General features: G+C 59.3%; 25 protein-coding genes. 18 read left to right on the forward strand and 7 right to left on the reverse strand.

Features of this window, described 5'->3' with window-relative positions:
- Positions 1-37 precede the first annotated feature (37 nt).
- On the forward strand, positions 38-1,264 hold the full coding sequence (gene ilvA, locus K3557_RS19035; RefSeq protein WP_259988596.1) for a threonine ammonia-lyase IlvA: 1,227 nt from the start codon (positions 38-40) through the stop codon (positions 1,262-1,264).
- Positions 1,265-1,278: 14 nt separating this feature from the next.
- Here the strand turns inward: ilvA and K3557_RS19040 are convergent, their stop codons facing one another.
- Positions 1,279-1,602, reverse strand: a complete 324-nt coding sequence (locus K3557_RS19040; RefSeq protein ID WP_259995888.1) for an Hpt domain-containing protein — start codon at positions 1,600-1,602, stop codon at positions 1,279-1,281.
- A 187-nt stretch (positions 1,603-1,789) separates the two neighbouring features.
- Here K3557_RS19040 and K3557_RS19045 point away from each other — a divergent pair, with 187 nt between their 5' ends.
- Complete coding sequence (locus tag K3557_RS19045; RefSeq protein WP_259988592.1) at positions 1,790-3,043, forward strand: PP2C family protein-serine/threonine phosphatase; 1,254 nt, start codon at positions 1,790-1,792, stop codon at positions 3,041-3,043.
- 78 nt (positions 3,044-3,121) lie between these two features.
- Here K3557_RS19045 and K3557_RS19050 read toward each other — a convergent pair whose 3' ends face one another.
- Entirely contained in the window at positions 3,122-3,565 is a 444-nt protein-coding gene (locus K3557_RS19050) for an NUDIX hydrolase (protein ID WP_134831078.1), read from the reverse strand.
- A gap of 77 nt (positions 3,566-3,642) precedes the next feature.
- On the opposite strand from K3557_RS19050, the gene K3557_RS19055 reads away from it, so the two are divergent.
- From K3557_RS19055 to K3557_RS19090, 8 genes are all read left to right on the forward strand, one after another.
- The gene (locus K3557_RS19055) at positions 3,643-4,629 is read left to right on the forward strand and encodes an Hsp33 family molecular chaperone HslO (RefSeq protein WP_259995892.1); all 987 of its coding nucleotides are present in this window, start codon (positions 3,643-3,645) and stop codon (positions 4,627-4,629) included.
- A complete protein-coding gene (locus K3557_RS19060) occupies positions 4,622-5,230 on the forward strand; it encodes a CoA pyrophosphatase (RefSeq protein ID WP_259995902.1) in 609 nt (202 codons plus the stop codon). The genes K3557_RS19055 and K3557_RS19060 overlap by 8 nt, the downstream gene beginning before the upstream one ends.
- Positions 5,230-6,381, forward strand: coding sequence for a CCA tRNA nucleotidyltransferase (locus tag K3557_RS19065; protein WP_259995903.1), 1,152 nt, complete (start codon positions 5,230-5,232; stop codon positions 6,379-6,381). The genes K3557_RS19060 and K3557_RS19065 overlap by 1 nt, the downstream gene beginning before the upstream one ends.
- A 217-nt stretch (positions 6,382-6,598) precedes the next feature.
- Positions 6,599-8,437, forward strand: a complete 1,839-nt coding sequence (locus K3557_RS19070; RefSeq protein WP_259995906.1) for an ABC transporter ATP-binding protein — start codon at positions 6,599-6,601, stop codon at positions 8,435-8,437.
- Positions 8,434-10,278, forward strand: coding sequence for an ABC transporter ATP-binding protein (locus tag K3557_RS19075; protein WP_259995908.1), 1,845 nt, complete (start codon positions 8,434-8,436; stop codon positions 10,276-10,278). Before K3557_RS19070 ends, K3557_RS19075 begins: the two co-directional genes overlap by 4 nt.
- 54 nt (positions 10,279-10,332) lie before the next feature.
- A complete protein-coding gene (locus tag K3557_RS19080; RefSeq protein ID WP_259995911.1) occupies positions 10,333-11,580 on the forward strand; it encodes a class I SAM-dependent RNA methyltransferase in 1,248 nt (415 codons plus the stop codon).
- A gap of 1 nt (position 11,581) precedes the next feature.
- Positions 11,582-12,391: an ion transporter gene (locus tag K3557_RS19085; protein WP_259995914.1), complete on the forward strand. Its 810-nt coding sequence runs from the start codon at positions 11,582-11,584 to the stop codon at positions 12,389-12,391.
- A gap of 67 nt (positions 12,392-12,458) precedes the next feature.
- Positions 12,459-12,986 carry a murein L,D-transpeptidase family protein gene (locus tag K3557_RS19090; protein WP_259988575.1) on the forward strand — a complete coding sequence of 176 codons (528 nt, stop codon included), beginning with the start codon at positions 12,459-12,461 and terminating at the stop codon, positions 12,984-12,986.
- A gap of 65 nt (positions 12,987-13,051) precedes the next feature.
- Here the strand turns inward: K3557_RS19090 and K3557_RS19095 are convergent, their stop codons facing one another.
- Positions 13,052-13,534 (reverse strand): CAP domain-containing protein, encoded by a 483-nt coding sequence (locus K3557_RS19095; RefSeq protein ID WP_259988573.1) that lies wholly within the window; start codon positions 13,532-13,534, stop codon positions 13,052-13,054.
- 170 nt (positions 13,535-13,704) lie between these two features.
- On the opposite strand from K3557_RS19095, the gene K3557_RS19100 reads away from it, so the two are divergent.
- Together K3557_RS19100 and K3557_RS19105 are read left to right on the forward strand one after the other, a co-directional pair.
- On the forward strand, positions 13,705-14,322 hold the full coding sequence (locus K3557_RS19100) for a L,D-transpeptidase (protein ID WP_259995915.1): 618 nt from the start codon (positions 13,705-13,707) through the stop codon (positions 14,320-14,322).
- Positions 14,323-14,460: 138 nt separating this feature from the next.
- The gene (locus tag K3557_RS19105) at positions 14,461-14,643 is read left to right on the forward strand and encodes a hypothetical protein (protein ID WP_024092111.1); all 183 of its coding nucleotides are present in this window, start codon (positions 14,461-14,463) and stop codon (positions 14,641-14,643) included.
- Between the two features lie 79 nt (positions 14,644-14,722).
- On the opposite strand, the gene K3557_RS19110 is transcribed toward K3557_RS19105, so the two are convergent.
- From K3557_RS19110 to K3557_RS19120, 3 genes are all read right to left on the reverse strand, one after another.
- Positions 14,723-17,731 carry an aminotransferase class III-fold pyridoxal phosphate-dependent enzyme gene (locus K3557_RS19110; RefSeq protein WP_259995917.1) on the reverse strand — a complete coding sequence of 1,003 codons (3,009 nt, stop codon included), beginning with the start codon at positions 17,729-17,731 and terminating at the stop codon, positions 14,723-14,725.
- Between the two features lie 72 nt (positions 17,732-17,803).
- Positions 17,804-18,865 carry a ferrochelatase gene (gene hemH / locus K3557_RS19115; RefSeq protein WP_259995919.1) on the reverse strand — a complete coding sequence of 354 codons (1,062 nt, stop codon included), beginning with the start codon at positions 18,863-18,865 and terminating at the stop codon, positions 17,804-17,806.
- Between the two features lie 105 nt (positions 18,866-18,970).
- The gene (locus K3557_RS19120) at positions 18,971-19,792 is read right to left on the reverse strand and encodes a methyltransferase domain-containing protein (RefSeq protein ID WP_259995922.1); all 822 of its coding nucleotides are present in this window, start codon (positions 19,790-19,792) and stop codon (positions 18,971-18,973) included.
- Between the two features lie 13 nt (positions 19,793-19,805).
- Between K3557_RS19120 and K3557_RS19125 the strand changes: the two genes are divergently transcribed.
- From K3557_RS19125 to K3557_RS19140, 4 genes are all read left to right on the forward strand, one after another.
- The gene (locus K3557_RS19125) at positions 19,806-20,534 is read left to right on the forward strand and encodes a ComF family protein (RefSeq protein WP_259995923.1); all 729 of its coding nucleotides are present in this window, start codon (positions 19,806-19,808) and stop codon (positions 20,532-20,534) included.
- A gap of 82 nt (positions 20,535-20,616) precedes the next feature.
- The gene (gene grxC / locus K3557_RS19130; protein WP_129372625.1) at positions 20,617-20,874 is read left to right on the forward strand and encodes a glutaredoxin 3; all 258 of its coding nucleotides are present in this window, start codon (positions 20,617-20,619) and stop codon (positions 20,872-20,874) included.
- A 15-nt stretch (positions 20,875-20,889) separates the two neighbouring features.
- Positions 20,890-21,720, forward strand: a complete 831-nt coding sequence (locus K3557_RS19135) for a carbon-nitrogen hydrolase family protein (RefSeq protein WP_259995924.1) — start codon at positions 20,890-20,892, stop codon at positions 21,718-21,720.
- Positions 21,720-22,160, forward strand: a complete 441-nt coding sequence (locus K3557_RS19140) for a MarR family winged helix-turn-helix transcriptional regulator (protein WP_129372623.1) — start codon at positions 21,720-21,722, stop codon at positions 22,158-22,160. Before K3557_RS19135 ends, K3557_RS19140 begins: the two co-directional genes overlap by 1 nt.
- A 301-nt stretch (positions 22,161-22,461) precedes the next feature.
- On the opposite strand, the gene ubiG is transcribed toward K3557_RS19140, so the two are convergent.
- Positions 22,462-23,208, reverse strand: coding sequence for a bifunctional 2-polyprenyl-6-hydroxyphenol methylase/3-demethylubiquinol 3-O-methyltransferase UbiG (ubiG, locus tag K3557_RS19145; protein WP_259995925.1), 747 nt, complete (start codon positions 23,206-23,208; stop codon positions 22,462-22,464).
- A 50-nt stretch (positions 23,209-23,258) separates the two neighbouring features.
- Here ubiG and pip point away from each other — a divergent pair, with 50 nt between their 5' ends.
- Together pip and K3557_RS19155 are read left to right on the forward strand one after the other, a co-directional pair.
- On the forward strand, positions 23,259-24,239 hold the full coding sequence (gene pip, locus K3557_RS19150) for a prolyl aminopeptidase (RefSeq protein WP_259995931.1): 981 nt from the start codon (positions 23,259-23,261) through the stop codon (positions 24,237-24,239).
- On the forward strand, positions 24,236-25,081 hold the full coding sequence (locus K3557_RS19155) for an ABC transporter substrate-binding protein (RefSeq protein WP_259995932.1): 846 nt from the start codon (positions 24,236-24,238) through the stop codon (positions 25,079-25,081). Before pip ends, K3557_RS19155 begins: the two co-directional genes overlap by 4 nt.
- The last annotated feature ends 8 nt before the right edge of the window (positions 25,082-25,089 follow it).

Here is a 25,089-nt window from a genome sequence, read left to right on the forward strand (position 1 = left end):
CTTGCCTTGGGGGCGGGCTTGCGCCACTGAATGTTCCATGAGCGATTTCAAGTCCCAGGCCCGTGCCGCAGAACAGGCGATGCGCGATGTGTTTCCCGCAACTCCGTTGCAGCGCAATGTGCATCTGTCCGAGCGTTTCGGCGCGGATATTTATCTCAAGCGCGAGGATCTGAGCCCGGTCCGCTCCTACAAGATCCGCGGGGCGCTGAACGCGATGCGCAAGCAGCCGGATCAGGAGCTGTATGTTTGTGCCTCGGCCGGCAACCATGCTCAGGGCGTTGCTTTCATGTGCCGTCATCTAGGCAAGCGCGGCGTAATCTTCATGCCGGTCACAACGCCGCAGCAGAAAATCCAGAAAACCCGGATGTTCGGCGGCGACAATATCGAAATCCATCTGGTTGGCGACTATTTCGACATTTGCCTGGCTGCTGCGCAGGAGTGGTGTGCCAAGGAGGGCGGGCATTTCCTGTCGCCCTTTGATGATGCCGATGTGATTGAAGGCCAGGCCTCCATCGCCGTGGAGATCGAGGCGCAGTTGGGTAAAACACCGGATCACGTGCTGCTGCCGGTTGGCGGCGGCGGCATGTCGGCCGGTGTTTCCTCCTGGTTTGGTGACGGGGTGCATAGCCTGTTTGTTGAGCCTGAAGGCGGTGCTTGTTTGCGGGCAGCGCTTGCTGCAGGCAAGCCGGTTGCGTTGGATCATGTCGACACTTTTGTCGATGGCGCTGCGGTGGGGCGGATCGGCGCGCTGCCCTTTGATATTCTAAAAGACGTGCCGCTGCCGGATGTCCTGGCCATCTCCGAGGACCGGATCTGCGCCACCATTATCGAGATGCTGAACGTGGAAGGCATCGTGCTGGAGCCGGCCGGCGCGCTGTCGGTCGAGGCGCTGCAGGATGTGCGCTCCTGGATCCGCGGCAAGACGGTGGTTTGCGTCACATCCGGCGGCAACTTTGATTTTGAACGTCTGCCAGAGGTCAAAGAACGGGCGCAGCGCTATTCCGGAGTTAAGAAGTACTTCATCTTGCGCCTGCCGCAGCGGCCTGGAGCGCTGAAGGAGTTTCTTGGCATCTTAGGCCCGGAGGACGACATCGCCCGCTTTGAATACATGAAGAAGTCCGCCCGCAATTTCGGCTCGGTGCTGATCGGGATCGAAACCAAGCGGCCGGAGAATTTCGAGCAACTGTTTGCACGGCTTGATGCGGCCGGGATGACCTTTACGGACATCACTCAGGACGAGACTTTGGTGCAGTTTGTGATCTGACACCGGAAGCGGAGTCAGAATTTTTCGGACATCCCGGTCAGGAAAGCAGATCTGGACGCTTGGAAATTGGTGATGATGGCAGCGACATCGACATTTTCTGATTCACCTTGTGCCGACTTCCGCTCGCCGTCCAGGCACAGCCCCGAAAATTCATCAAACCCGAGGTTGAGCGCGCTGCCTTTCAGGAAATGCAGGTCCTGCTCCAGCTGACTGCAATCACCGCCTTGCAGCCTGCCGATAACTTCCTCGACTTCTTCGAGAAAAATTTCAACAACTTCCTCGAAATCCTCGGCGCCAACTTCTTCGCGCAGCTCGGTCACTCGCGGCCAGTCAATCATGTCATATGTCCCTAAGATCAGTCGCCATGCGCAATTTCTTAAGTTGATTGCAGTAAAAATATAGTGAAATAAAGAGGGAAGCTCAAATTTTAGGTTTCACCGCCTGTTAAATTTCTGGACCGATAGTATCACAAGATCGTCTGATTTTGCCATTTGTGAGGTGCCTTCGGTGCTGCCAGAAAGTTCGATGGACAACGAGGACCACACAGTGGCCGGATCAATACGCCGTGTGCTGGTTGTTGACGACAGCCGCCTGCAAAGACGCATTCTAGTTGCTTCTCTCAAAAAATGGGGATTTGAGGTCGTCGAGGCTGAGAGCGGCGAGGCCGCGATGGAAATTTGCCAGACAGAAACTCCTGACCTGATCCTCAGCGACTGGATGATGCCGGGCATGAATGGGCTGGAGTTTTGCCGCGCGTTCCGTACCCGCTCCAGCGAGGAATATGCTTATTTCATCCTGCTGACCTCAAAGAGCGAAAAGAACGAGGTTGCAGAAGGGCTTGATGCAGGCGCCGACGATTTCCTGACCAAGCCGGTCAGCTCGGATGAACTGCGGGCGCGGATTTCTGCGGGTGAGCGGATCCTGAGAATGCAGCGGGAACTGTCCGAGAAGAACCGTATCGTGTCCGAAACTCTGGGGGAGTTGCAGCGGGTTTATGATGCGATCGACAAGGACCTGATCCAAGCCCGCAAGATTCAAGAATCTCTGGTGCCGGAACTTTCCAAGGATTTCGGATCCTCCACCGTCAGTCTGCTGCTGAAACCCTGCGGCCATATCGGCGGCGATCTGGTGGGAATGTTCTCTCCTGGCGTGAACCGAATCGGCTTTTACTCTATTGACGTGTCCGGTCACGGCATCACTTCGGCGATGATGACAGCGCGTCTCGGCGGTTATCTGTCCTCGAATTACTTCGATCAGAATGTCGGGATGGAGAAACGCTTCAACCGGTTTTACGCTCTGCGCCAGCCGGAGGAAGTCGCCAGCCTGCTGAATGCACGGCTGATCGCTGATACCGGGATCGAAGAGTACTTCACCATGGCCTATTGCATCGCCGATTTGCGCAGCGGTGTTGTTAAGATGGTGCAAGCAGGCCACCCGCATCCGCTGTTGCTGCGCAAGAACGGTGAACTGGAGTTCATTGGCAAGGGTGGTGTGCCGGTGGGGCTGGTTCCCGATATCGGCTACAGCCAGGAAGAATTTGTCATGGAACGTGGCGACCGCCTGCTGCTGTTCTCTGACGGCTTTACAGAGGCGCGGCTGGAAGATGGCTCCATGCTGGAGCCGGAAGGTCTGCTGGAGCTGGTTGAAAAATGCGGGTCAGAGCAAAGCAGTAAGGAATTTTTGGATGATCTTTACTGGCATCTGACGCAAGTTATGAGCAAGGAACACGGGCTTGAGGATGACGTCTCGGCCACATTGTTCGAGTATCAGGGTCCGTAAACCATTCAGATTGGTTGTCTGATGTTGTCCTGGCTTCGGCTGGGATGTTGTATTTTCGGTGGTTGGCGTCTCAGACCCTTACAACCGGGCTGCCAGCTGGGCTGCAAAATGCCGGTCGCCAGCATTGCCCAGCCGGAGGGCGGCTTCCTGTGGAGTGACCCACAGCGCTTCATGCCCTTCTTCTGCAGGCGGGCCGATCCGGCGCAACGGGCGGGCGATATAGATATGGCAAATTTTTTCGGCCCAAAGATCATACTCCGGCATATAGGCAAAGCGCCGGAACACACCCATCTTGTGCGGCGCGGCAATTTTCCAGCCGGTTTCCTCATAGACCTCTCTGTGCAGTGCGGGAATGGGTGACTCGCCTGGATCGATACCGCCTCCTGGCAGCTGCAGGTCTGGATGAGGAGCATACTGGCAGGTAATCAGCAGCTTGCCGCCCCGCGGCAGCAGAGCATAGGCGCCCGGGCGCATCCGGTAACGCTGGCCGTTTTCCGGTGTCTTGCCAAATCGCCTGATCACGGGCCGGCCCCTTCACTCCAGTATCAATTCTCCTATATAGCCCCGGTATGCCAATCCCCGGCGCGTAAGGAAACCCCATGACACTTGGTTCGAAAATCGCGTGGGACGACACCGTCCTGCCCTTCCAGCTTGATGCATCGGACATGCGCGGCCGCGTTGCGCGGCTGGACGGCGTGCTGGATGGCATCCTGAAACAGCATGATTACCCGCCGGTGGTTGAGGCGCTGGTCGCTGAAATGGCGCTGTTGACGGCACTGATCGGGCAGACGATTTCCCTGCGCTGGAAGCTGTCGTTGCAGGTGCAGTCAAAGGGCGCTGTGCGGATGATCGCGACCGACTATTACGCACCGCAAAAAGAAGGCGAAATCGGCCGGATCCGTGCCTATGCAAGCTTCGACCGGGACCGGATTACCGATAGCAACCCCTTTGATCAGGTTGGCGAAGGGTACTTTGCTATCATGATCGACCAAGGCCAAGGCACCAAGCCGTACCAGGGCATCACACCGTTGTCCGGCGGGTCGCTGCGCGCCTGTGCCGAGGCTTATTTTGCGCAATCCGAACAGCTGCCGACCATGTTCAAAATGAGCTTTGGAAAATCATCCGAGCCTGGAGTTGACGAGCATTGGCGCGCGGGGGGCATCATGCTGCAGAGCATGCCCAAAGCGTCACCCTTTGCTGCTCAAAGCGAAGGGTCAGGTGAAGTTTTACAGGCCAGCGATCTGGTGTCCGGTGATCAGGAGGAAAACTGGAATCGGGCCACTATGCTGTTGAATACCGTGGAGGCATTGGAGCTGATCGGACCGTCTGTGTCCCCGGCTGATCTGTTGATCCGATTGTTTCACGAGGAACAACCGCGGGTCTTTGATGTCCAGGCCGTCCGTTTCGGCTGCACCTGCTCCGAAGACCGAGTACGCCAAAGCCTGTCGATCTATTCGGCCAAGGACATTGGCACCATGACAAACGAAGATGGCCGGGTTACGGCGGATTGCCAGTTCTGCAGCGCGCATTACGATTTGGACCCGGCAAGCGTGGGGTTTGAAGCGGAAAACCCGTCCGGTGAGTGAGGCCGCGCAGAACCTCGCCAACAGAATTTCCGCCGTGCTCAAACACCAGGGCGGCGGCTCTTCCGACTTTGATCTCAACCCCGGTACCGAGCTGCCAGAAGGGCGCAAGCTGCGGCCGGCCGGGGTGCTGGTGCCCATTTCTGTCGCCGGAAATACGCCGCGGCTTATTTTGACCAAACGCTCATCGGCACTGAAGCATCATCCGGGCCAGATCGCTTTTCCCGGTGGCAAGGTGGATGCCGGCGACACGGACGCCTGCGCCGCGGCACTGCGCGAAGCCTGGGAGGAAATCGGGCTGCCGCAGGAGCTGCCGAAGATTATCGGTTGCCTGCCGGAGCATGAGACGGTGACCGGATTTTCGGTGACGCCGGTTGTGGCACTGATCCAGGAGGATTTTACCGTGCGTCCGGAAGCGGGGGAGGTGGCCGAGGTATTTTCCGTCCCGCTGGCCCATGTGCTGGATCCAAAAAAATACATCATTGAATCCCGCCGCTGGCGTGGCACCCGCCGCCGCTACTATACCGTTCCATACGGCTCCTATTACATATGGGGGGCCACAGCGCGGATGCTGCGCGGTTTTGCGGCACGGATGGAGATGTAATGCGGATTGACCAATCCTGGTTGAAGGATCCTGCGACTCAGGCTGTTTGCAAGGCGGTCAATGCAGACGGCGCGCAGGTTCTGTTTGTCGGCGGCTGCGTTCGCAATGCGCTGCTGGGGGAGGCGGTCTCCGACATGGATATCGCCACCGATGCACTGCCGGACCAGGTGGTGGCGCTGGCGGGCCGAGCTGGGATCAAGGTGGTTCCAACCGGTATTAATCATGGTACTGTGACGCTGATCAAGAACGGTATCCCGCATGAAATAACCACATTCCGCAGGGATGTTGCGACTGATGGCCGCCGGGCAATTGTCGCATTTTCAACAGATATCACTGAGGATGCCCGCCGCCGCGATTTCACTATGAACGCGATTTATGCGCGTCCGGATGGCGAGATTGTCGACCCTTTGGACGGCATGGCAGATTTGCAGAAACGCCGTATCCGGTTCATCGGCACAGCAGAGAATCGCATACGGGAAGACTACTTGCGGTCCTTGCGCTATTTTCGCTTTCACGCTTGGTACGGCGATCACGCGCTGGGCTTTGACCCGGATGCGCTGGCAGCGATTGCAGCTTGTCTGGAGGGGCTGGCTACGCTCTCCAAGGAACGTGTCGGGGCTGAGATGCTGAAACTGCTGGCGGCACCTGATCCTGCGCCCTCGGCCGCGGCTATGCGGCAGGCTGGTGTTCTGGCACAGATTTTGCCTGGCGCCGATGACCGCGCTCTGGCGCCGCTGATTCACCTTGAGGCCGGGCGAGCTGCATCCAGCATCCGGCGGCTTGCCGCGCTCGGAGGGGAGGGCCTTCAGGAGGCCTTGCGGCTCAGCAAGGCGCAGACATCTCATCTGCAGGCGATCCGCGAAGCTGCGGCCGGCACGGCCGGGGCAGGGGAGTTGGGCTACCGATTGGGTGCGGAACAGGCGCTGGATGCGCTGCTGTTGCGGTCTGCATTGCTGGAACAGCCGGTTTTGCCCGATTTGGAAAGCGATATCGCGCTGGGCGCAAAAGCTGTTTTTCCGGTGAAAGCCCGGGATCTGCTGCCGGACTGCAAAGGCCCGGAACTGGGAGCGAAGCTGCGGAAGCTGGAGGCGGATTGGATTGCTTCGGGCTTCTTGCTCAGCCGGGAACAGCTGCTGGACTCCTTCCACTGACATAGGGTGTCAGCAGCGTCAGAACCTTTAGGGGTGACAAGAAAAAATATCTTGCGTACGCATAGGGCAGCCACCACATGACGGAGGAATGCTGATGTATTCTGGGATCTGGTTTCCTTAACGCCTGAGACCTTGCCCCGTTTGACATGGGAGCCATAGGCGGCCCGCTGTCTTCATCTGTATTCCAAATCAATGCTCGAACACTTGGAGCACCCGCATGTTTCGCTTCTTTGAAAACCTCATTGACCCATATTGCGCCCACCCTGAGACCAACACGCCGCCAACGCGGCTGTGGCCGTTCCTGCGCGACTATTCAACGCCGTTCAAAACAGTCTTTATCCTGACCGCGCTGATGTCGGTCATTGTTGCCGCGATCGAGGTCGGGCTGATCTACTACATGGGCAGGATTGTCGACCTGATGTCCGGCAGGCCTGAGCAGGTCTGGGAGGCGCATGGAACCGAGCTGATCCTGGTTGCATTGTTCATTCTGTTGCTGCGGCCATTGATCCAGCTTCTGGATGTGGTGTTGCTGAACAATGCGATCCTGCCGAACTTTGGCACGTTGATCCGCTGGCGGGCGCATAAACATGTGCTGCGCCAATCGGTGGGCTGGTTCGAGAACGACTTTGCAGGCCGGATTGCCAACCGGATCATGCAAACCCCGCCGGCCGCGGGGGAGGTGATATTTCAAGTCTTTGACGCAATCACCTTTTCGCTGGCCTATCTGGCAGGCGCTGCGGTGCTGCTGTGGGTAGCAGACGTTAGGCTGATGCTGCCGTTGGGGATCTGGTTTGCGCTTTACGCTTTGTTGGTGATGTGGACGGTCAAGCGGGTCGGCCCGGCCAGCCAGGCGTCATCTGATGCGCGCTCTACCGTGACGGGGCGGGTAGTTGACAGTTACTCCAACATTCACTCGGTCAAGATGTTCGCCCATCACGACAACGAACTGACCTATGCCCGTGAGGCGATCGAGAACACCCGCAAAACCTTCCAGGCAGAGATGCGTATCTTCACCGTTATGGATGCCGCACTGGTTACGCTGAACGGGCTGCTGATTGTTGGCGTGGTCGGTTGGGCGATTATGCTGTGGTCGCAAGGGACTGCCTCGGTGGGCCTGGTGGCGGCGGCCACGGCGCTGACCCTGCGGCTCAACGCGATGACCGGTTGGATCATGTGGGCACTGACCTCGTTCTTCCGTCAGCTGGGTGTTGTGGCTGAGGGGATGGAGACCATAGCCCACCCCATTGATCTGGTGGATGCGGCCAATGCGGATCCGTTGCAGCTGACCAAGGGTGAGATCGAACTGCGAAGCCTCTCGCACCATTACGGGCGCGAGGCCGGCGGGCTCGACAAGATCAGCCTGACAATCCAGCCGGGCGAGAAGATCGGCCTGATTGGTCGCTCTGGTGCCGGCAAGTCGACACTGGTGAAGCTGCTTTTGCGGTTTTATGACGCCGAAAGCGGCCAGATCCTGATCGACGGTCAGGACATCCGCGCGGTGACGCAGGCCTCGTTGCGCAGCCGTATCGGTATGGTCCAGCAGGACAGCGCGCTGATGCACCGTTCGGTGCGGGACAATCTGCTTTATGGCCGTCCGGACGCCACCGAAGAACAGATGATAGCCGCCGCCAAACAGGCGCAGGCGCATGAGTTCATCCTGGATTTGGAAGACCCTCAGGGCCGCAAGGGGTATAACGCCCATGTGGGTGAGCGCGGGGTGAAATTGTCGGGCGGCCAGCGCCAGCGCGTGACACTGGCCCGGGTGATCCTGAAGGACGCGCCGATCTTGATTCTGGACGAGGCCACCTCGGCGCTGGATTCCGAAGTCGAGGCGGAGATTCAGGAAACGCTTTACGGCATGATGCAAGGCAAGACGGTGATCGCCATCGCACATAGGCTGTCCACCATCGCGCAGATGGACCGTATCCTTGTGATGGATCAGGGCCGTATTGTTGAAGAAGGCTCGCATGAGACGCTTTTGCAGGCACAGGGACTTTATGCACAGCTCTGGGCGCGCCAGTCCGGAGGCTTCTTGAATATCGAGGCAGCAGAATGAAGATTGGCAATCTGATCGACGCCTTTCGCCCGGCGGATGGCCCGCCGCCGCAGCGGCTGGGGGCTTTTCTGCACTGGTGCTTGACCGGGGCCTGGCCAATGCTGCTGCTGGCGGCGGCATTCTCGGCGCTGGCCGGCGCGATGGAGGCGGGCACGGCCTATATCCTGGGAATTGTGATCGACACCGCAATAACCAGCGGACCTGAGCAGTTCTTCTCGACCGGCAATGTGGCGGTGATCGCACTGGCATTGGGGTTTTTCCTGTTTGTGCGGCCGGTGCTGTTCGGATTGTCTGCAGCCTCTAATGCAATAATTGTCCAGCCCAACGTGAACCCGCTGGTGCTGTCGCGGCTGAACCGCTGGACGCTGGGCCAATCGGTGCGGTTCTTCGACGATGATTTTGCCGGCCGGATCGCTCAGAAACAGATGCAAACGGCGACGGCTGTCACCTCGGTCACCACCGAGATGATAAGTGTTGTTGCGTTTGCTCTGGCGTCTCTTGCGGGGTCATTGGCCTTGTTAGGCTCTATTGATTGGCGCATTACTGGCGTGTTTCTGGTCTGGCTGGTTGGCTACTTCGGGCTGATCCATTGGTTCCTGCCGCGTATCCGCAAGCGCTCTGGCACGCGGGCAGGGGCGCGGGCGATGGTAACCGGGCAGGTTGTGGATTCCATTACCAACATCAAGACGGTCAAATTGTTTGCACATGCTGATCACGAAGAACGCACTGCCCAGGATGCTATGGTCAGCTACCGTGAAAAGTCGCTGCAATTCGGTTATCTCTCGGCCAGCTTCCGGTTCTGCTTGATGTGCCTGGCCGGCATCCTGCCGGTGCTGCTGATCGGCGCGACGCTGTTTTTATGGCAGGCGGGCAGCGCAACCGAAGGCGATATCGTGGCCGCTGGCGCAGTCTCGATCCGGATTGCGCAGATGACAGGCTGGGTCAGCTTCACGCTGATGGCGATCTATTCCAACATTGGTGAGATCGAAAACGGAATGAAGACCCTCTCGGCACGCGAAAGAGTTGAGGATACATCCGGTGCTGAACCGCTGGTTGTCAGCAAAGGCGGCATCGAGTTTGATCAGGTGGAATTCGCCTATGGCCGCGACGTGGGCGGGGTGCAGGGCATCAGCCTGAACATCAAACCAGGTGAGAAGCTGGGGATTGTCGGTGCTTCCGGGGCAGGCAAGTCAACGCTCGTTTCACTTCTTCTCCGGCTCTATGATGGAGAAAACGGGCGTATTCTGATCGACGGACAGGATATTTCCGGTGTAACCCAGAATTCGCTGCGCAGCCAGATCGGCATGGTTACCCAGGAAACCGCCATGTTCAACCGCTCGGCCAGGGACAATATCTTGTATGGACGGCCGGATGCGCCGGAGGAAGAATTGATCGCCGCTGCGAAGAAAGCTGAGGCGCATGAATTCATCACCGAGCTGGAAGATGGGCAGGGCAACAATGGCTATGACGCTTTTCTGGGTGAGCGCGGTGTGAAGCTTTCAGGCGGTCAGCGGCAGCGGATTGCTCTGGCCCGGGCTATCCTGAAGGACGCGCCCATTTTGGTTTTGGACGAGGCAACCTCGGCGCTGGATTCCGAGGTTGAGGCCGCCATTCAGGCCGCCTTGCACCGGGTAATGGAGGGCAAGACGGTATTGGCGATCGCCCACCGGTTGTCGACACTTAGCGAGATGGACCGGATTATCGTGATGGATAAAGGACGGATCGCTGAAAGCGGCAGCCATGAAGAGCTGCTGGCCAAGGCGGGGCTCTATGCTGCTTTCTGGGCGCGCCAGTCCGGTGGCTTTATCTGCACGGCTGAGAACAAGGCGGCGGCTGAATAAAAAATCCGGCGCATTTTGCTTTTGCTGACCGGCTTGCCGCTGTAATGAGCGGCCATGACTGACGCAGCCAGAACTACAGCAACGATCAGCCGGCTAGGCCATCAAGGCGATGGCGTGGCCGATGGACCCTTGTTTGCCCCGCGCACACTGCCGGGAGAAACCGTTTCAGGTTTCGCAGAGAACAGCCGCCTGACCAGTATCCGGATCGAGACCCCGTCCGAGCACCGGGTGCAGCCACCCTGCCGCCACTACAAATCCTGCGGCGGTTGCCAGCTGCAGCACGCAAGTGACGGATTTGTGGCTGAGTGGAAAACAGACGTTGTGCGTACCGCGTTGATGGCACAAGGGCTGGAGGCTGAGTTTCGCCCGATCCACACTTCGCCGCCCGGCTCCCGCCGCCGCGCGACGCTGGCAGTACGGCGTACCAAAAAGGGTGCGATGGCCGGATTTCATGGTCAGGCGTCGGATGTGATCACTGAAATTCCCGACTGCCAGCTGGTGGAACCTGCGTTAAAGGCCGCGATTCCCGTTGCAGAGGCGCTGGCGATGGCCGGGGCAAGCCGGAAGACACCGTTGGCGGTGACGGTTACCACCTCAGATGCTGGGTTGGACATACTGGTCAGGAACGGCAAGCCGCTGGACGGGCCATTGCGGATCAAACTGGCGCAGCTGGCAGACCAGAACCGGATTGCCCGGTTGACGTGGGAGGATGAACCGGTTGCGATGGAACAGCCGCCGGTGCAACCCTTTGGCGCAGCGCGCGTTTGCCCGCCGCCGGGGGCTTTCCTGCAAGCCACCCGGGATGGTGAGGCGGCGTTGCTGGCGGCGGTTCAGGAAATAACAAGCGGAGCCAAGCGGATCGCCGATTTGTTTGCAGGCTGCGGTACCTTCACCCTGCCTTTGGCCCAGACCGCCGAAGTGCATGCGGTGGAGGGTGAACATTCAATGCTGGAAGCGTTGGATGCAGGCTGGCGCAGGGCGGCAGGGCTGAAGAAAGTCACCACCGAGGTCCGCGACCTGTTCCGCAATCCGTTGCTGCCCGAGGATTTGAACCCGTTTGGTGCAGCTTTTGAAGCTGCTGTGATTGATCCGCCGCGCGCAGGCGCTGAGACGCAGACTGCCCAGCTGGCCAAAGCCCGAACACCTGTGGTTGCCTATGTCTCCTGCAATCCGGTGAGCTTTGCCCGCGATGCCAAAGTGCTGGTTACAGCGGGTTACAGCCTTGACTGGGTGCAGGTTGTTGATCAGTTCCGCTGGTCCGCCCATACCGAGCTGGTTGCGCGATTTACTGTGAAAGACTGAGATGACTGATACCCAAGCGTCCACCCCGATCCGCCGCCTGGCAGCTATTCTGGACAGTGACCGGTTCGGCCGGTTTATTACCGCTGTCATTCTGGTCAATGCAGTCACCCTGGGGCTGGAGACCGCCCCATCTGTCATGGCTAAGATTGGCGGTCTGATTCACCTGATCGACAATATTTGCTTGTCCATTTTTGTGGTGGAGATACTGGCCAAACTCTTTGTGCGCAGGTTGCGGTTTTTCCTGAGCGGCTGGAATGTGTTCGATTTCGTGATCGTCGGCATTGCGTTGGCGCCAGGGACACAGGGGCTGTCAGTGCTGCGGGCGTTGCGTATTTTGCGGGTGCTGCGGGTTATTTCAGTTGCACCGCGGCTGCGCCGGGTGGTCGAGGGGTTCATCACCGCGCTGCCGGGGATGGGATCGGTTTTCCTGCTGATGGCGATTATTTTCTACATCGGGTCCGTGATCGCGACCAAGCTGTTCGGCCAGGACTTCCCGGAATGGTTCGGCGATCTGGGCCGCAGCGCCTATTCGCTGTTCCAGATCATGACGCTGGAAAGCTGGTCGATGGGTATTGTTCGGCCGGTGATGGAAGTGCATCCGCACGCCTGGGCGTTCTTTGTGCCGTTCATCATGGTGACGACCTTTGCCGTGGTGAACCTTCTTGTCGGTCTGATCGTCAATTCCATGCAGGATGCCCATGGCGAAGAAGAGGTGGAACGCACCGATGCCTATAGGGACGAAGTGCTGAGCCGCCTGGAAGCAATTGAACAGAGACTAAGCAGTCAATCGGCCCCGGACAGGAAATTGTGAATTTCCTTAACAGGCAATTCGCGGTAAAGGCTGAATAGAGGCAAAAAAAGAAATACAGGCATTGAGAATGGACAGACGGGCATTTGGTTTCGGTGCGGCCGCGAGCCTTGCGCTGGCTGGTTGCAGCACCTCCGGCAGCGCAGTGAGCCGGTTTCACTCATATGACGGACCGCAAGTGACTTCGATCGTGATCAACAAGGGTGCGCGTAAGCTTTACCTGATGCACAACGAAGATATCCTGCGCGAGTATGAAGTCGACCTGGGGTTCGCACCCTTGGGGCACAAGGCGTTTGAGGGTGACGGAAAGACACCTGAGGGCACATATGTGATTGACCGGCGAAATCCCAACAGCCGCTATCATCTGTCGGTCGGAATCTCTTATCCAAACGGGCAGGACCGGGCAAATGCGCATGCTCAAGGCAAGCGTCCGGGTGGTGAGATTTTTATCCACGGAGAGCCGAACAACGGCAAGGAGCGCAAACGCGCAGCCCGGGTTAACGACTGGACCGCCGGTTGTATCGCGGTGTCAAATGAAGAAATCGAAGAAATCTATGCCATGGTGCAGGACGGCACGGCCATCGCTTTGCGGCCCTGAATACCTGCCAGGGCCGCCGATTCTGCAGATGCGGCGGCGCCGTGCATCAGCAGACGCGTGGCGGCTCAGCTGCCCATAACCATCGTCCACCAGATTTTGCCGTTCGGCTCCTGGAACCAGGAGAACCCCATATTCACGGCTTTTGGATCGAGAATCACCGCGCGTGTGGCCGGGCGTTCCAGCCACGCAGACAGGGTTTGCTGCTCGTTCTCGTAGGTTTCGGAGATATTCTCCCCCAGAAGCGAGCCGGTGTAACCTGCACGCGACACCCGGTCCAGCGGCGAGGAGCCGTCGGATCCGAAATGCCAGGGCCGGTTTTGCACTGACATATCCCGGGAATGGGTCGCCGCGGCCGCAGTCAGCTCGGCATTCAGCTGGACAGCTTGCGCACCAGCCGCCTGACGCAGCGCATTGACTGAATCAAGCATCCGGATCTGCACTTTGTCTGCATTTCTAATACGGTAGGTGCTGCCGGATTCTGTTGCGGGCGTACATGCTGCCGCAACAGTTACAAAGGCAGCAGCCATCAGCAGAAAAACACGTTTCATATTGCTCTCTCGCTCCGTCGGTTGCTGATGCACTTATCCTTCCTGTTGCAGAGGTGCAAATGGACCGGCAGAAATATGCAGACTTGCCGGTCGGATTGATTTGCGACTGCGGCTTTCCGGTCATAAAATGGCGCAGCCATTGATCCTGATTGCGCAAGTTGGAAAGAGTGATGCCCCAAAACCCCTTTGATACCTTCAGCAGGCGGCATTTTCTTGCCGGCAGCGCTGCTTTGATCTCGTCGCCATCCTTTGCGCAAGAGTCCGGCGACGAGGCGCAGCAGGCCTTTGATCCGTTGCGCCCGCCGCCAGAGCCGGAACCGGCTGTCCAGCGCAACATCTCTGCATTCCGGGCCAAATCCTGGAGACCATATTTTGATAATCTGCGGAACGGGGCGATTCTGGTCGATATCGACAGCCGGGCTCTGCACTATTGGTCCCAGGATGAAAGCGTTTACAAACTTTTCCCGTCTTCTGTGCCGCTGTCCGACGATTTGACCCGCCGCGGCCGGACCAAGATTGTTCGCAAAGTTGACGGCCCAGGCTGGGCTCCAACACCGAATATGCGCAAGCGCAACCCGGAATGGCCTGCGTTCATTCCGCCGGGGCCGGATAACCCGCTTGGCACCCATGCGCTGTATCTTAGCTGGAAGTATTACCGCATCCATGGAACCCACGATACGCGGAAAATCGGCCGCAAATCGTCCAACGGCTGCATCGGGCTTTACAATGAACATATCGCCGATTTGTTCAGCCTGACCAAAGTCGGCACCCAGGTGTTGCTTATTTGACGACACGTGGCGGGGCGCTAAGCTGTTAACTATAACAAGCAATTGCAATCCCGCGGTTTTGCTGGTTAGAAAAAAATACGAGATAAGTCTTGGGTGCGTGGTTCAGTTGTATGATCCGTGCGAATTCTGGAGGTTAACATGAAAAAACTCGTTATCGCTGCTGCGCTGACTGCTGCTGCTTCGACTGCCACTGCTGGCAACCTGTCCGAGCCGGTTGTAGAACCGCCGGTCATCGTGGAAGAAGCTCAGGGTTCTTCCAGCGGCATTCTGCTGCCGCTGCTGCTGCTGGTTCTGGTCGGCGCAGCTGTTGCATCGAACTAAGTTCGGTACACGGTTACGGAAAGGGCGGTGGTTTTCCACCGCCTTTTTTGTTGCCTGATCTGCGGGTCAGGAGGGGCTGTCAGGCCGCCTCCACTTCGCGCAGGATACTATCCAAGACATAGAGGATCATGTCTGCGTCTTCTGCATCTATTGTCAGCGGCGGGCGGATCTTCAGAATGTTGTCCTTGGGGCCTTCGCTGCCGATCAGGATCCGGTGATCACGCATCCTGTTTTTGACGTAGGAGCAAATTCCGGTGGCCTCAGAGCCATCCGGATTGATCAGTTCCAACCCCAGGAACAGCCCCATTCCACGCACATCGCCAACGCAGGCGTATTTCTGCTCCAATCCCTGCAGCCCTTTGATCAGCCGGGCGCCTATCACCCGGGCGTTGTCCTGCAGGCCCTCATCGTCAACGATATCCAGCACCTCCTTGCCGGTCCGGCAAGACAGGGTAGACCCGCCAAAGGTCGAGAAAAACTCGATCCCGTTGTCAAAGCTTTTGGCAATCGCCTTGGTCGTGACAAGCACCCCCAGCGGGTGGCCGTTGCCAACCGGCTTGCCCATCACCACGATGTCGGGAACTGCGCCCTGGTGTTCGAAGCCGAAGTAGTATTCGCCTAGACGGCCCAGGCCGGTTTGCACTTCGTCGGCGATACAGACACCTCCTGCCGCGCGGATCTTTTCGTAAACTGCAGGCAGGTATCCCTTCGGCGGGATAATCTGACCGCCGACTGAGGGGAATGTTTCAGCGATGAAGCCAGCGATGCCGTGGCCCTTGCCTTGCAGGTTCTTGATTGCCGGATCGACCAGATCTGCGAACTTTTGCGCGCGCTTTGGATCACCGCGGCGGAATGAACCGCGGTAGTCGTCTGCAACTTCCACCAACTCCACCCAGTCTGCCTGGCCTGCTCCGCCGGGCTTGTTGAACTTGTAAGCGGAGATATCGATCGCGCCTGTGGTATTGCCATGATAGCCGTGATCGGGCGTCACCATGCCTTTGGCGCCGGTATGAGCGCGGGCGAGGCGCAGGGCCAGCTCATTGGCCTCGGTGCCCGAGTTTACGAAAAAGCAGACCTCAAAAGGATCTGGCAGCTTGGACAGCACCTTGTCTGCAAAGGCGGTTTGTGCCGGATGCAGGTAGCGGGTGTTCGAATTCATCCGCTTCAGCTGATCCGCTGCCACCGCCTGGATGCGCGGATGGGCGTGGCCCACATGCGGCACGTTGTTATAAGCGTCCAGATAGGGCCGCCCCCATTCGTCAAACAAGTGGTGCTTCCAGCCGCGCACCAGCATCACCGGGTCATTGTAGGTGAGACTGAGGTTACCGCCAAAATGGGTGCGGCGACCGGCCAGAACCGCACCTTTGTCGGTTGGGTGATAGCGGACCTTTTCATCCGGCAGGTTGAGCAGGGCCGCGGGGTTGGGGCAGATTGCGCGCCACAGGTACATCTCATCCGGGTCGCCTGCGCCGGGCCAGCCGGCCTCGATCCCTTCGGTGGTCAGGGCCAGCTGGAAATGCACATGCGGTGCCCAGCCGCCGTTCTGGCTGGGGTCACCCAGGCGGCAGAATTCCTCACCCTTTTCCACCATATCACCCGGTTTCAGACGGCTCAGGAATTCCGGATCCAAATGGCCGTAGAGGGTAAAGAACGGATCGCCCATAGGTGTTTCATGGCGCAGGATGATCACCCCTCCGTAGTCCAGATGCCCGTTCCGGTACTCTGCCGCGAAGACTTCACCACGCATGGGGGCAAATACCGGCGTGCCAGCGCCGGCAAAGGCATCCACCGCCAAATGCACAGTGCGGCGGTCGCTGGCTTTCCAAGGGCCTTTGCGGAAAGCGGGCTCTGTATAGATCAGCCGCGGTTCGTGGTAGTAGCCGAGCCAGATGCGGCCCTGGTCCTCGTATTTCTCGCCCACGCGGGCGGCTTCTTCCAGCGGCATGTGAAATGGGTTCTGCGGCCAGGTGGAGTGTTCCACCGACAGTGATCCCATCGGCGCATCTGCCAGGTCCTGACCCATCAGCGGGGCGAATTTGCCGCGATTCTGTTCTAGCCAATCCATCACCCGGTCTGCACCATCAACAACAGGCAACCCGCAGGCCGCGCGCAGCCGGGCAGTCAGCAGCCCGCCGTGCAGTGTGTTTCCCTCCAGGAATCGCCAGGCCGGAGCCTGCGAGATCGTCACATAGGGATCATCCGGATTGTCCGCTGCCATCATGGTGGAATTGACAACACTTACCGCCAGCCGGGCACGCAGCAGCGGCCAGACCATGTCTACCTCGGCAGGCGTCAAAGGATAAGCCTCGTGATACCCCGTAACCAGTGCTGCCATTGCTGCCTCCGGCGCCGGGTGGTCCAGCATGATGTAAGCCGCAGCAATTGCCAGGTCGCAGATCCGCGGTGCAGCGCACATGTCGCCTAGGTCGATGAGGCCTGACACCCTGCGGGTTTCACCCAGTTCTCCCGCCACCATGATGTTGTAGTCATTGGCGTCATTGTGGACGGCCTGCTTGGGAAGTTTCGCTAAAACAGGCTCTAACTTCGCGAAATCTGCAGAAATTCCTTCAAGGATCGCACGGCGTGCTGGATCGGTGATGCACAACAGCTGATCCTTGATCCAGCCCGCGCGCATCAGGTCCCATTTGAAATCACGCTCCAGCCCATCGTGCCGGAAATCGGCCAGCGCCTTGGCCGAGCCGCCGAGAACCTGACCAATCTCATGGATCAGCGCATCGCTTTTGGGTTCTGCCTTGGCATAGCACCGCCCGGCAAGTTGGTTCAGCAGCCAGACCAGCCGGTCTTGCCCTTTTTCATCCGGGAGTGTCAGCAGCGATCGGCCATCCGCAGCGGCGGTCACCCGCGGGCAGGGCAGATCCGGCTGGCGCGCGGCGATATGCTCAAACGCCTTTACCTGCATGTCGACCAGCCAGGTTTCGCAGCCGGGGCGCATCGCCTTGAGAATATAGCCCTGGTCATCGGCACCTTTGGCCAGAAAGTTCAGGTCATATTCTCCATCCAGGCGGCTCAATTCCGCCTCGATGCCCCAATGCTGTTTCAGGGCTGCTGCCCAATGCGCAAGCGTCATCCAAAACTCTCCCCGGTTTGCCGGTCTGCACGGCGATCCAATTTTGGATCCTATTTGAACCGGGAGAGCGCTTTAGTCCAGCCAGCCTTGCAGATTCTGCTCAATCACACCGGCCAGTGCCGCAACGTGATCGTCATCATCGTTGAGGCAAGGGATATAAAGGAAGTCCTCGCCGCCCGCGTGCTCAAAACTCTCACGGATCTCTTCGTTGATCTCTTCCAGCGTCTCGATGCAGTCGGCCGAGAAGGCCGGCGCGATCACCGCGATGTTCTTTTTGCCTTCTTTGGCAAGCGTCGCGACGTGATTCACCGTGTAAGGTTTCAGCCATTCCTCGGGTCCAAACACAGATTGGAAAGTGGTTGTGATCCGGGTGTCGTCCCAGCCCAGCCGCTCCTTCAGCAGGCGTGTCGTTTTCTGGCACTGGCAGTGGTACGGGTCGCCCTGCATCAGGTAGCGCTTCGGCATGCCATGATAGGAGACCACCAGGATATCCGGGCGCTTTTCAGCTTTGGCATAGGCCTCTTCCACCGATCGCGCCAAAGCGTCGATATAGGCGGGCTGGTCGAAATAGGGTTCGATCGTGCGAGCGGCGGGCTGCCAGGGTTCGTCCATCAGGGCGCGGAAGAACTGGTCGTTGGCGGTGCCTGAGGTGGCGCCGGCGTATTGCGGATACAGTGGCACAAACAGGATTTTCTGGCAGCCGGCCGCAACCATTTCCCGCACCTTGGATTTGGTCGAGGGATTGCCATAGCGCATGCAGAAATCGACCATCACCTGATCGCCATAGCGTGCCTTCATCGCCGCCGCCATCTTGGTTGTCTGGTCCTTGGTGATGGTCATCAAAGGGCTTTCACCCTTGTCGTGGTTCCAGATCGATTTGTAAGCGGCGCCCGAAGAGAACGGGCGTTTGGTCAGGATGATCAACTGCAAAAGCGGCTGCCACTTCCACGATGGGTAGTCGATCACCCGCTTGTCAGACAGGAATTCGTTCAAGTAACGGCGCATCGGCCAGTACGAATAATCATCCGGCGTGCCGAGGTTGGCCAGCAGGATGCCGACTTTCTCTGCCGGGATCTTTGGGTGATCGGCAGGGGCGTGGGCAGGGCATTTGGCGGTCCGGGCGGCGTCCAGCATGGGCAGGTCCTGTGGGGCTTGGAATTCAGTTGTTGGCGGGACGTTACTGTCTTTGCGCGCAGAAGGCCAATTGGATCACATTGGCGCAGCCATAACGGAAATTTATCAGGGCTTGAGCTTGGATTCCGGCACCTTCAACGCATCGGCCAGGCGCATCCGGGCAGAGCCGGGGCGCAAGGGTTTCTGCTGGCTGTCCGACGGCGACCAGCCGGTAAGGCAGACCAGCTCAAATGTCGCTGGCAGCCGGCCGTCAGCCGTTGCGAAATGCTCGCGGTAGATGTGATCGGCCAGCTGGAACAGGGTTCGCGGAGCCGGGTGCTTCAGGCGCTGGGCGAGGGCGTTGGTCTCTCCCATGCCGCGCAGATCGTGGATCAGGTGGGTCAGATCACGGTATTCAGCAGTCAGCGGTACCAGGTCCGCTACCGGCAGGGCAAAACCCGCCCGCTGCAGCAAACCGCCCAGGTCGCGGATTTCCCCCATGGGCGCGACGCGGGGCGACAGCCCGCCCAACACCATGGTTTCGGCTTCAGCCATGGCGGCGCGCAGTTCCTGCAGGGTTTGGCCGCCCAGCAGGATGACCAGCAGCAGCCCGTCTTCCTTCAGGGCACGGCGGCATTGGATCAGCTGGCCAACCGGGTCATTGGCCCAATGCAGGCACATGGCGTGGATCACCACATCATGCGCACTTTCTGCCAAAGCCAGGAGATCGTCATCCGGCACCACTGCTGCACCCGGCAGAAACCCCTCCCAGACTTCCGGGAAAGGGCAGACAACGGCAGGCGCTGTAAAGGTTCTGTTAACCAGATTCAGGCGATCCTCGGCCTCATCCCGCGCCATTTGGTGCAGGAACAACGCATCCGCGCGCCGGCGTGCGCGGCGGGCTGCCAGGGTGCGGCGGTCAAAAAGCTGTGCGGGTGCTTGTGTCATGAGGGCTGTTTAGATGCTGCTGACCAGGATTCAAACTGCTGTTTCGCTGATCTATCCGCCGCAATGCATGGGCTGCGGGGGGCTGGTTGGCAGCGACTTTGGCCTGTGCGGTTCTTGCTGGGCCGAGATGCATTTCATCAGCGGCACGGTCTGCGAGGGCTGCGGCGCTCCGCTGCCGGGCGAGGCGGACGGCTTTCGGCTGGAATGCGACAGCTGTCTGCGCCATCCGCGTCCTTGGAGCCAAGGGCGATCTGCGCTGCTCTATGAGGGGCGGGGCCGCAAGCTGGTTCTGGCTTTGAAACACGGGGACCGGACGGAAATTGCACATATGGCCTCTGGATGGCTGGAGCGGGCCGTGCAGCCGATGCTGGCAGAGACTCCCCTGATATGCCCGGTGCCGCTGCATTGGACCCGGCTGCTGAAGCGCAAGTATAATCAATCCGCCTTGCTTGCTGAAGCAGTGGCGGCCCGGATTGGCCTGGAGCATTGCCCGGATCTGCTGCGCAGATTCCGGCGGACCCCCGCGCTGGAAGGAAAGACACGGGGCCAGCGTTTTCAGCATTTGGGTGCAGCAATTGCAACCCACCCGGGCCGGGAGGGGCGGATCAAAGGGCGCACGGTTCTGATCGTGGATGACGTGATGACCTCCGGTGCCACTCTTAGTGCCTGCACTGATGCCTGCCTGCAGGCCGGTGCGGCGGAGGTGCGGGTGGCGGTGCTGGCCCGGGTCACGCAAGCGTGAGGCTGCCCGCGGGCCTCTGGCAATTGTTGCATTGAACCCCCAATTCATCCACAACCTTCGAAACCAGACTATGGGGTCCTGAATGAAAACCGTTGAAATCTACACCTCGCCTCTGTGCGGATACTGCCACGCCGCCAAGCGTCTGCTGAATCAGAAGGGTGTTACCTTTTCGGAAATCAACGTGCTGGCGCAGCCGGATCGCAAGGCAGAGATGATCCAGCGCGCCAATGGCGGCCGCACGGTGCCGCAGATCTTTATCGGTGAAACCCATGTCGGCGGCTGTGACGATCTTTTTGCGCTGGAACAGGCGGGCAAACTGGACCCGCTGCTGGCGGCCTGAATCCGGAGAGATAAAATGCGCACAGCTCTGCTTCAGATGACATCCACCGACATCCCGGCTGAAAACCTGGAGACCGTGAAGGCGATGATGGCGGAGGCTGTGCGCGGCGGGGCGGGCTTTGTACTGACGCCCGAAGTTACCAATTGCCTCTCCGGCAGCCGGACCCATCAGAACCGTGTCTTGTGTCACGAAGAGGATGATCCGACGCTGGCCGCCCTGCGTGACAAGGCGGCAAAACACGGCATTTGGCTGCTGCTGGGGTCGCTGGGCCTCAAGACCCACGACAATGACGGGCGCTTTGCCAACCGGCAGTTCCTGATCAGCCCGCAGGGTGAAATCAAGGCGCGCTACGACAAGATCCACATGTTCGATGTCGAGGTCACACCCGAGGAAACCTACCGCGAGTCCGATGGCTACCGCCCGGGCACCCAGGCGGTTGTGGCAGAGACGCCTTTTGCCAGTATCGGCATGACCATCTGTTATGATGTGCGTTTTCCGCAACTGCACCGGGCACTGGCCAAAGGCGGGGCGCAGATCATCACTGCGCCGGCGGCGTTTTCTTATGTCACCGGCGCCGCACATTGGCATTCGCTGCTGCGCGCCCGTGCAATTGAAACCGGCTGCTTTGTGCTGGCGCCTGCGCAGACTGGCAAACACCCGGCCTCCCGCGGGCCCAGCCGCAAAACTTTTGGCCATTCTCTGGCCGTAGCCCCCTGGGGCGAGGTGCTGGCCGATGCCGGTCAGGAACCGGGCGTGACTTTCGTTGATCTCGACCTCGAAACAGTGGCAGAAGCGCGAAAACGCGTGCCTTCCCTGACCCACGACCGGGAGTTTGACGGACCCTGATGGATGAGACACATTCCCTGGCGGTATCGCTGTTCAGCGAGATTCTGATGGCTGACCAGCTGGCCCGGTCACGTCTCAGCAAAGTGCTGCCCAAAGGGATGGAGCTGTCGCATTTCTCGGTGCTGAACCACTTGGCCCGGGCCGGGCTGGAACGCTCGCCCGCGCAGCTGGCCAAGGCGTTTCACGTAACCCGCGGGGCTATGACCAACACCCTGGGCAAGCTGGAAGTTGCCGGATACATCCATGTCCGCCCGGATTGGGACGATGCGCGGCGCAAGATGGTGGCGATCAGCCCGGCCGGCAAACAGGCCCGGGATGCGGCACTGGCCGGAATCATTCCGGTGATTTCAGAAGTTGTGGGTGAATTGGGCAGCGATCGGGTCCGGGCGACCTTGCCTATTCTGCGCGAGCTGCGCGGCAAACTGGAAGAGAGCGGCTGAGCGGCTGGACCCAAACAGTCACCTGCCCGGGTTAAAAAGGGACGCCTGCAAGCAGGCGCCCCTCTTCCCCATCAGTCCCCATCATGCCGTGAACGGCGATCGTTTAACCATTGGGCAGACCCCCCAGTCACAATGGCAAGCAGTTACTTGGTACTTAGCTTGCGCCCAATCGCGGCTTGAAAAAATACTCCAACCCCGCTTGTTAAAGATAGCAAGCGGGACGCGGTGGCCAAAGAGTGCATAAGGGTTACTACCTATCCTTTAGGATAGGCGGCAGAAAAAACTGGTCGGCGAGGCACTCTTAGCCAGGTTTTATGCTGGCGGTCACATAGTTTACCGACAGATCCCGTTCGGATACGGACCAGTTCCAGGTGATCGGGTTGAATACGAACCCCTTACGGTCAACAGGCTTCAGACCGGCATTGCGCAGCAGTTCGTAGAGTTCATCCGGGGTGATGAACTTGGACCACTCATGAGTGCCGCGCGGCAGCCAGCGCATGATCACCTCTGCTCCGACAATCGCCATTGCAAAGCTTTTTGGGTTGCGGTTGATGGTGGAGCATATTTCCAGCCCGCCGGGCTTCAGCAGTGTACGGGTAGCGGTGAGGTAGCTCAGCGGATCGGCCACATGCTCGACCACTTCCATGTTCAGCACAACGTCGAATTGTTCACCGGCAGCAGCCAGTGCCTCGGCGGTGGTGTGGCGGTAGTCGATCTCCAAGTCCGATTGTTCGGCATGAATGCGGGCAACCGGCAGGTTGCCTTCGGCCGCATCGGCGCCCACAACTGTTGCACCCAACCGCGCCATCGGCTCGCTCAGCAGTCCGCCGCCGCAGCCGATATCCAGCAGCCGCAGCCCTTTGAAAGGGCACTGTGACGTCAGGTCGCGGCCAAATTCCCCGGCGATCTGACGGGTAATATAGTCCAGCCGGCACGGGTTCAGCATGTGTAAAGGCTTGAACTTGCCGTTCGGATCCCACCACTCCGCCGCCATTGCTTCGAATTTGGCAATTTCCGCAGGGTCGACCGTGGATTGAGGCGCTTGCATTCCTGTCTCCGTGTGCTCTTTTGTAGTCTGACGTTTCACTAAGGTCAGTAATGGATAGATACCCGGACCAAAAGCGCGCTGTGCATTATCTTTATCCGCCGGTCGAGCCCTTTGACCAGCGCATGATCGACGCAGGCCAGGGCCACAATATATATGCTGAACAAAGCGGCAATCCCAATGGCATTCCCGTGATTGTGTGCCATGGCGGCCCCGGTGGCGGCAGCAGTCCGGCGATGCGGCGGTATTTCGATCCGCATGTGTATCGAATCATCCTGTTCGATCAGCGCGGCTGCGGCCGCTCGCGCCCCTATGCGTCCTGCGAAGACAACACCACCTGGCATCTGGTTGCCGATATGGAGCTGATTCGCCGCCAGCTGGGCATCGATAGCTGGATCCTGTTCGGCGGCAGCTGGGGAGCGACACTGGCGTTGATTTACGCCCAGACCCACCCCAGCCGGGTCCAGCAGATTATCCTGCGCGGCGTGTTCCTGATGACCAAGGCTGAGCTGGATTGGTTCTATGGCGGCGGTGCCGGCAAGTTCTGGCCCGAAACCTGGGTCAAATTTGTCTCGCTGATCCCCGATGCGGAGCGCAGCGACATGATCGCCGCCTATCACAAGCGGCTGTTTTCCGGCGATCTGGATGAAGAAGTACGCTATGGCCGGGCCTGGTCCGCCTGGGAAAACGCGTTGGCGTCGGTGCATTCCAACGGCCAGAGCGGCGAAAGCCCCGGCGATTATGCACGTGCCTTTGCCCGGTTGGAGAACCACTATTTCATCAATTGCGGTTTCCTCGATTACGACGGCCAGATCCTCGCCAATATGGACCGGATCTCTCATATCCCCGGCGTTATTGTGCAGGGGCGTTACGATATGATTTGCCCGCCGTCTTCGGCTTGGCGCTTGAATGAGCTGTGGCCAAATGCGGAGTTGAAGATGGTGCGCAATGCCGGCCATGCTTTGTCGGAGCCGGGAATCAGCGCTGAGCTGGTGCGGACGATGGACCGGATTGCAGGAGAGCTTGTGCCATGACGCGCATTGACCGCCGCGCGCTGTTCACCTCGGGTGCTGCTGCAGCCCTGCTGGCGGCGGCTGGCGGAGCCGTAAATGCATCGCCCAAGGCCGGTGGCGCGCTGCGTCTTGCAGTTCCCCGCGACGGTGGGCTTTTGGAACAGGCCGCACGTTACGCGGTCTATGACACGCTGACAGAAATTGCCCCTGATGGTTTGCTGCGCGGAGAATTGGCTACAGGCTGGCATTCGACGCCGGACGCCAAAACCTGGACCTTTGATTTGCGTGCAGGCGTGGATTTTCATGACGGCTCACTGCTGACAGCAGAGGATGCAGCCGCGTCGCTTTCGGCACAGGGCATTACCGGAGCTGAAGTACGCGCGGTCACTGCGCTGGGCAACCTGCAATTGCTGGTGGAATTGGCACAACCCAATCCGCATTTGCCCTACCTTTTGGCTGGTGCCGATCTGATGATTGCACCCGCTGGTGAACTGCCAGCACCGCTGTCCGCTGCGATTGGCACGGGGTGCTACAAGGTGGAACGAGCCCGGGAAGGCCGCCATTTCCGCGCGTCCCGAGTTGCAAATCACTACAAATCCGGCATCGCGGGCTGGGCTGAGACAGTAGAGATCATTGTGATCCCTGATGCCGCAGTCCGTGCCGAAGCTTTGCGGGACGGGTATGTTGATGTCGCGGCATTGCCGGAACCGCGCGGCCTGCTGAAGCGCGGGGAATTCCTGTATCATCCGTCTTCCAGCAATATGGCTTTGGCCGCCCGCCACAATGTCGGCATTCCACGGAAAGTGGGGCAGCGCTCACCGCTTGACGATGGCCGCATCGCCGAGCGCTGGTGGATGGCCTGAGCGGCCAT

Source organism: Leisingera sp. M523, assembly GCF_025141335.1.
Lineage (GTDB): Bacteria > Pseudomonadota > Alphaproteobacteria > Rhodobacterales > Rhodobacteraceae > Leisingera.

What these genes read in the sequence shown, in the direction of transcription:
- ilvA (WP_259988596.1), top strand. Translation starts at nt 38, where the DNA reads ATGAGCGATTTCAAGTCCCAGGCCCGTGCCGCAGAACAGGCGATGCGC.
- K3557_RS19040 (WP_259995888.1), bottom strand. Translation starts at nt 1,602, where the DNA reads ATGATTGACTGGCCGCGAGTGACCGAGCTGCGCGAAGAAGTTGGCGCC.
- K3557_RS19045 (WP_259988592.1), top strand. Translation starts at nt 1,790, where the DNA reads ATGGACAACGAGGACCACACAGTGGCCGGATCAATACGCCGTGTGCTG.
- K3557_RS19055 (WP_259995892.1), top strand. Translation starts at nt 3,643, where the DNA reads ATGACACTTGGTTCGAAAATCGCGTGGGACGACACCGTCCTGCCCTTC.
- K3557_RS19065 (WP_259995903.1), top strand. Translation starts at nt 5,230, where the DNA reads ATGCGGATTGACCAATCCTGGTTGAAGGATCCTGCGACTCAGGCTGTT.
- K3557_RS19070 (WP_259995906.1), top strand. Translation starts at nt 6,599, where the DNA reads ATGTTTCGCTTCTTTGAAAACCTCATTGACCCATATTGCGCCCACCCT.
- K3557_RS19075 (WP_259995908.1), top strand. Translation starts at nt 8,434, where the DNA reads ATGAAGATTGGCAATCTGATCGACGCCTTTCGCCCGGCGGATGGCCCG.
- K3557_RS19080 (WP_259995911.1), top strand. Translation starts at nt 10,333, where the DNA reads ATGACTGACGCAGCCAGAACTACAGCAACGATCAGCCGGCTAGGCCAT.
- K3557_RS19085 (WP_259995914.1), top strand. Translation starts at nt 11,582, where the DNA reads ATGACTGATACCCAAGCGTCCACCCCGATCCGCCGCCTGGCAGCTATT.
- K3557_RS19090 (WP_259988575.1), top strand. Translation starts at nt 12,459, where the DNA reads ATGGACAGACGGGCATTTGGTTTCGGTGCGGCCGCGAGCCTTGCGCTG.
- K3557_RS19095 (WP_259988573.1), bottom strand. Translation starts at nt 13,534, where the DNA reads ATGAAACGTGTTTTTCTGCTGATGGCTGCTGCCTTTGTAACTGTTGCG.
- K3557_RS19100 (WP_259995915.1), top strand. Translation starts at nt 13,705, where the DNA reads ATGCCCCAAAACCCCTTTGATACCTTCAGCAGGCGGCATTTTCTTGCC.
- K3557_RS19105 (WP_024092111.1), top strand. Translation starts at nt 14,461, where the DNA reads ATGAAAAAACTCGTTATCGCTGCTGCGCTGACTGCTGCTGCTTCGACT.
- K3557_RS19110 (WP_259995917.1), bottom strand. Translation starts at nt 17,731, where the DNA reads ATGACGCTTGCGCATTGGGCAGCAGCCCTGAAACAGCATTGGGGCATC.
- hemH (WP_259995919.1), bottom strand. Translation starts at nt 18,865, where the DNA reads ATGCTGGACGCCGCCCGGACCGCCAAATGCCCTGCCCACGCCCCTGCC.
- K3557_RS19120 (WP_259995922.1), bottom strand. Translation starts at nt 19,792, where the DNA reads ATGACACAAGCACCCGCACAGCTTTTTGACCGCCGCACCCTGGCAGCC.
- K3557_RS19125 (WP_259995923.1), top strand. Translation starts at nt 19,806, where the DNA reads ATGCTGCTGACCAGGATTCAAACTGCTGTTTCGCTGATCTATCCGCCG.
- grxC (WP_129372625.1), top strand. Translation starts at nt 20,617, where the DNA reads ATGAAAACCGTTGAAATCTACACCTCGCCTCTGTGCGGATACTGCCAC.
- K3557_RS19135 (WP_259995924.1), top strand. Translation starts at nt 20,890, where the DNA reads ATGCGCACAGCTCTGCTTCAGATGACATCCACCGACATCCCGGCTGAA.
- K3557_RS19140 (WP_129372623.1), top strand. Translation starts at nt 21,720, where the DNA reads ATGGATGAGACACATTCCCTGGCGGTATCGCTGTTCAGCGAGATTCTG.
- ubiG (WP_259995925.1), bottom strand. Translation starts at nt 23,208, where the DNA reads ATGCAAGCGCCTCAATCCACGGTCGACCCTGCGGAAATTGCCAAATTC.
- pip (WP_259995931.1), top strand. Translation starts at nt 23,259, where the DNA reads ATGGATAGATACCCGGACCAAAAGCGCGCTGTGCATTATCTTTATCCG.
- K3557_RS19155 (WP_259995932.1), top strand. Translation starts at nt 24,236, where the DNA reads ATGACGCGCATTGACCGCCGCGCGCTGTTCACCTCGGGTGCTGCTGCA.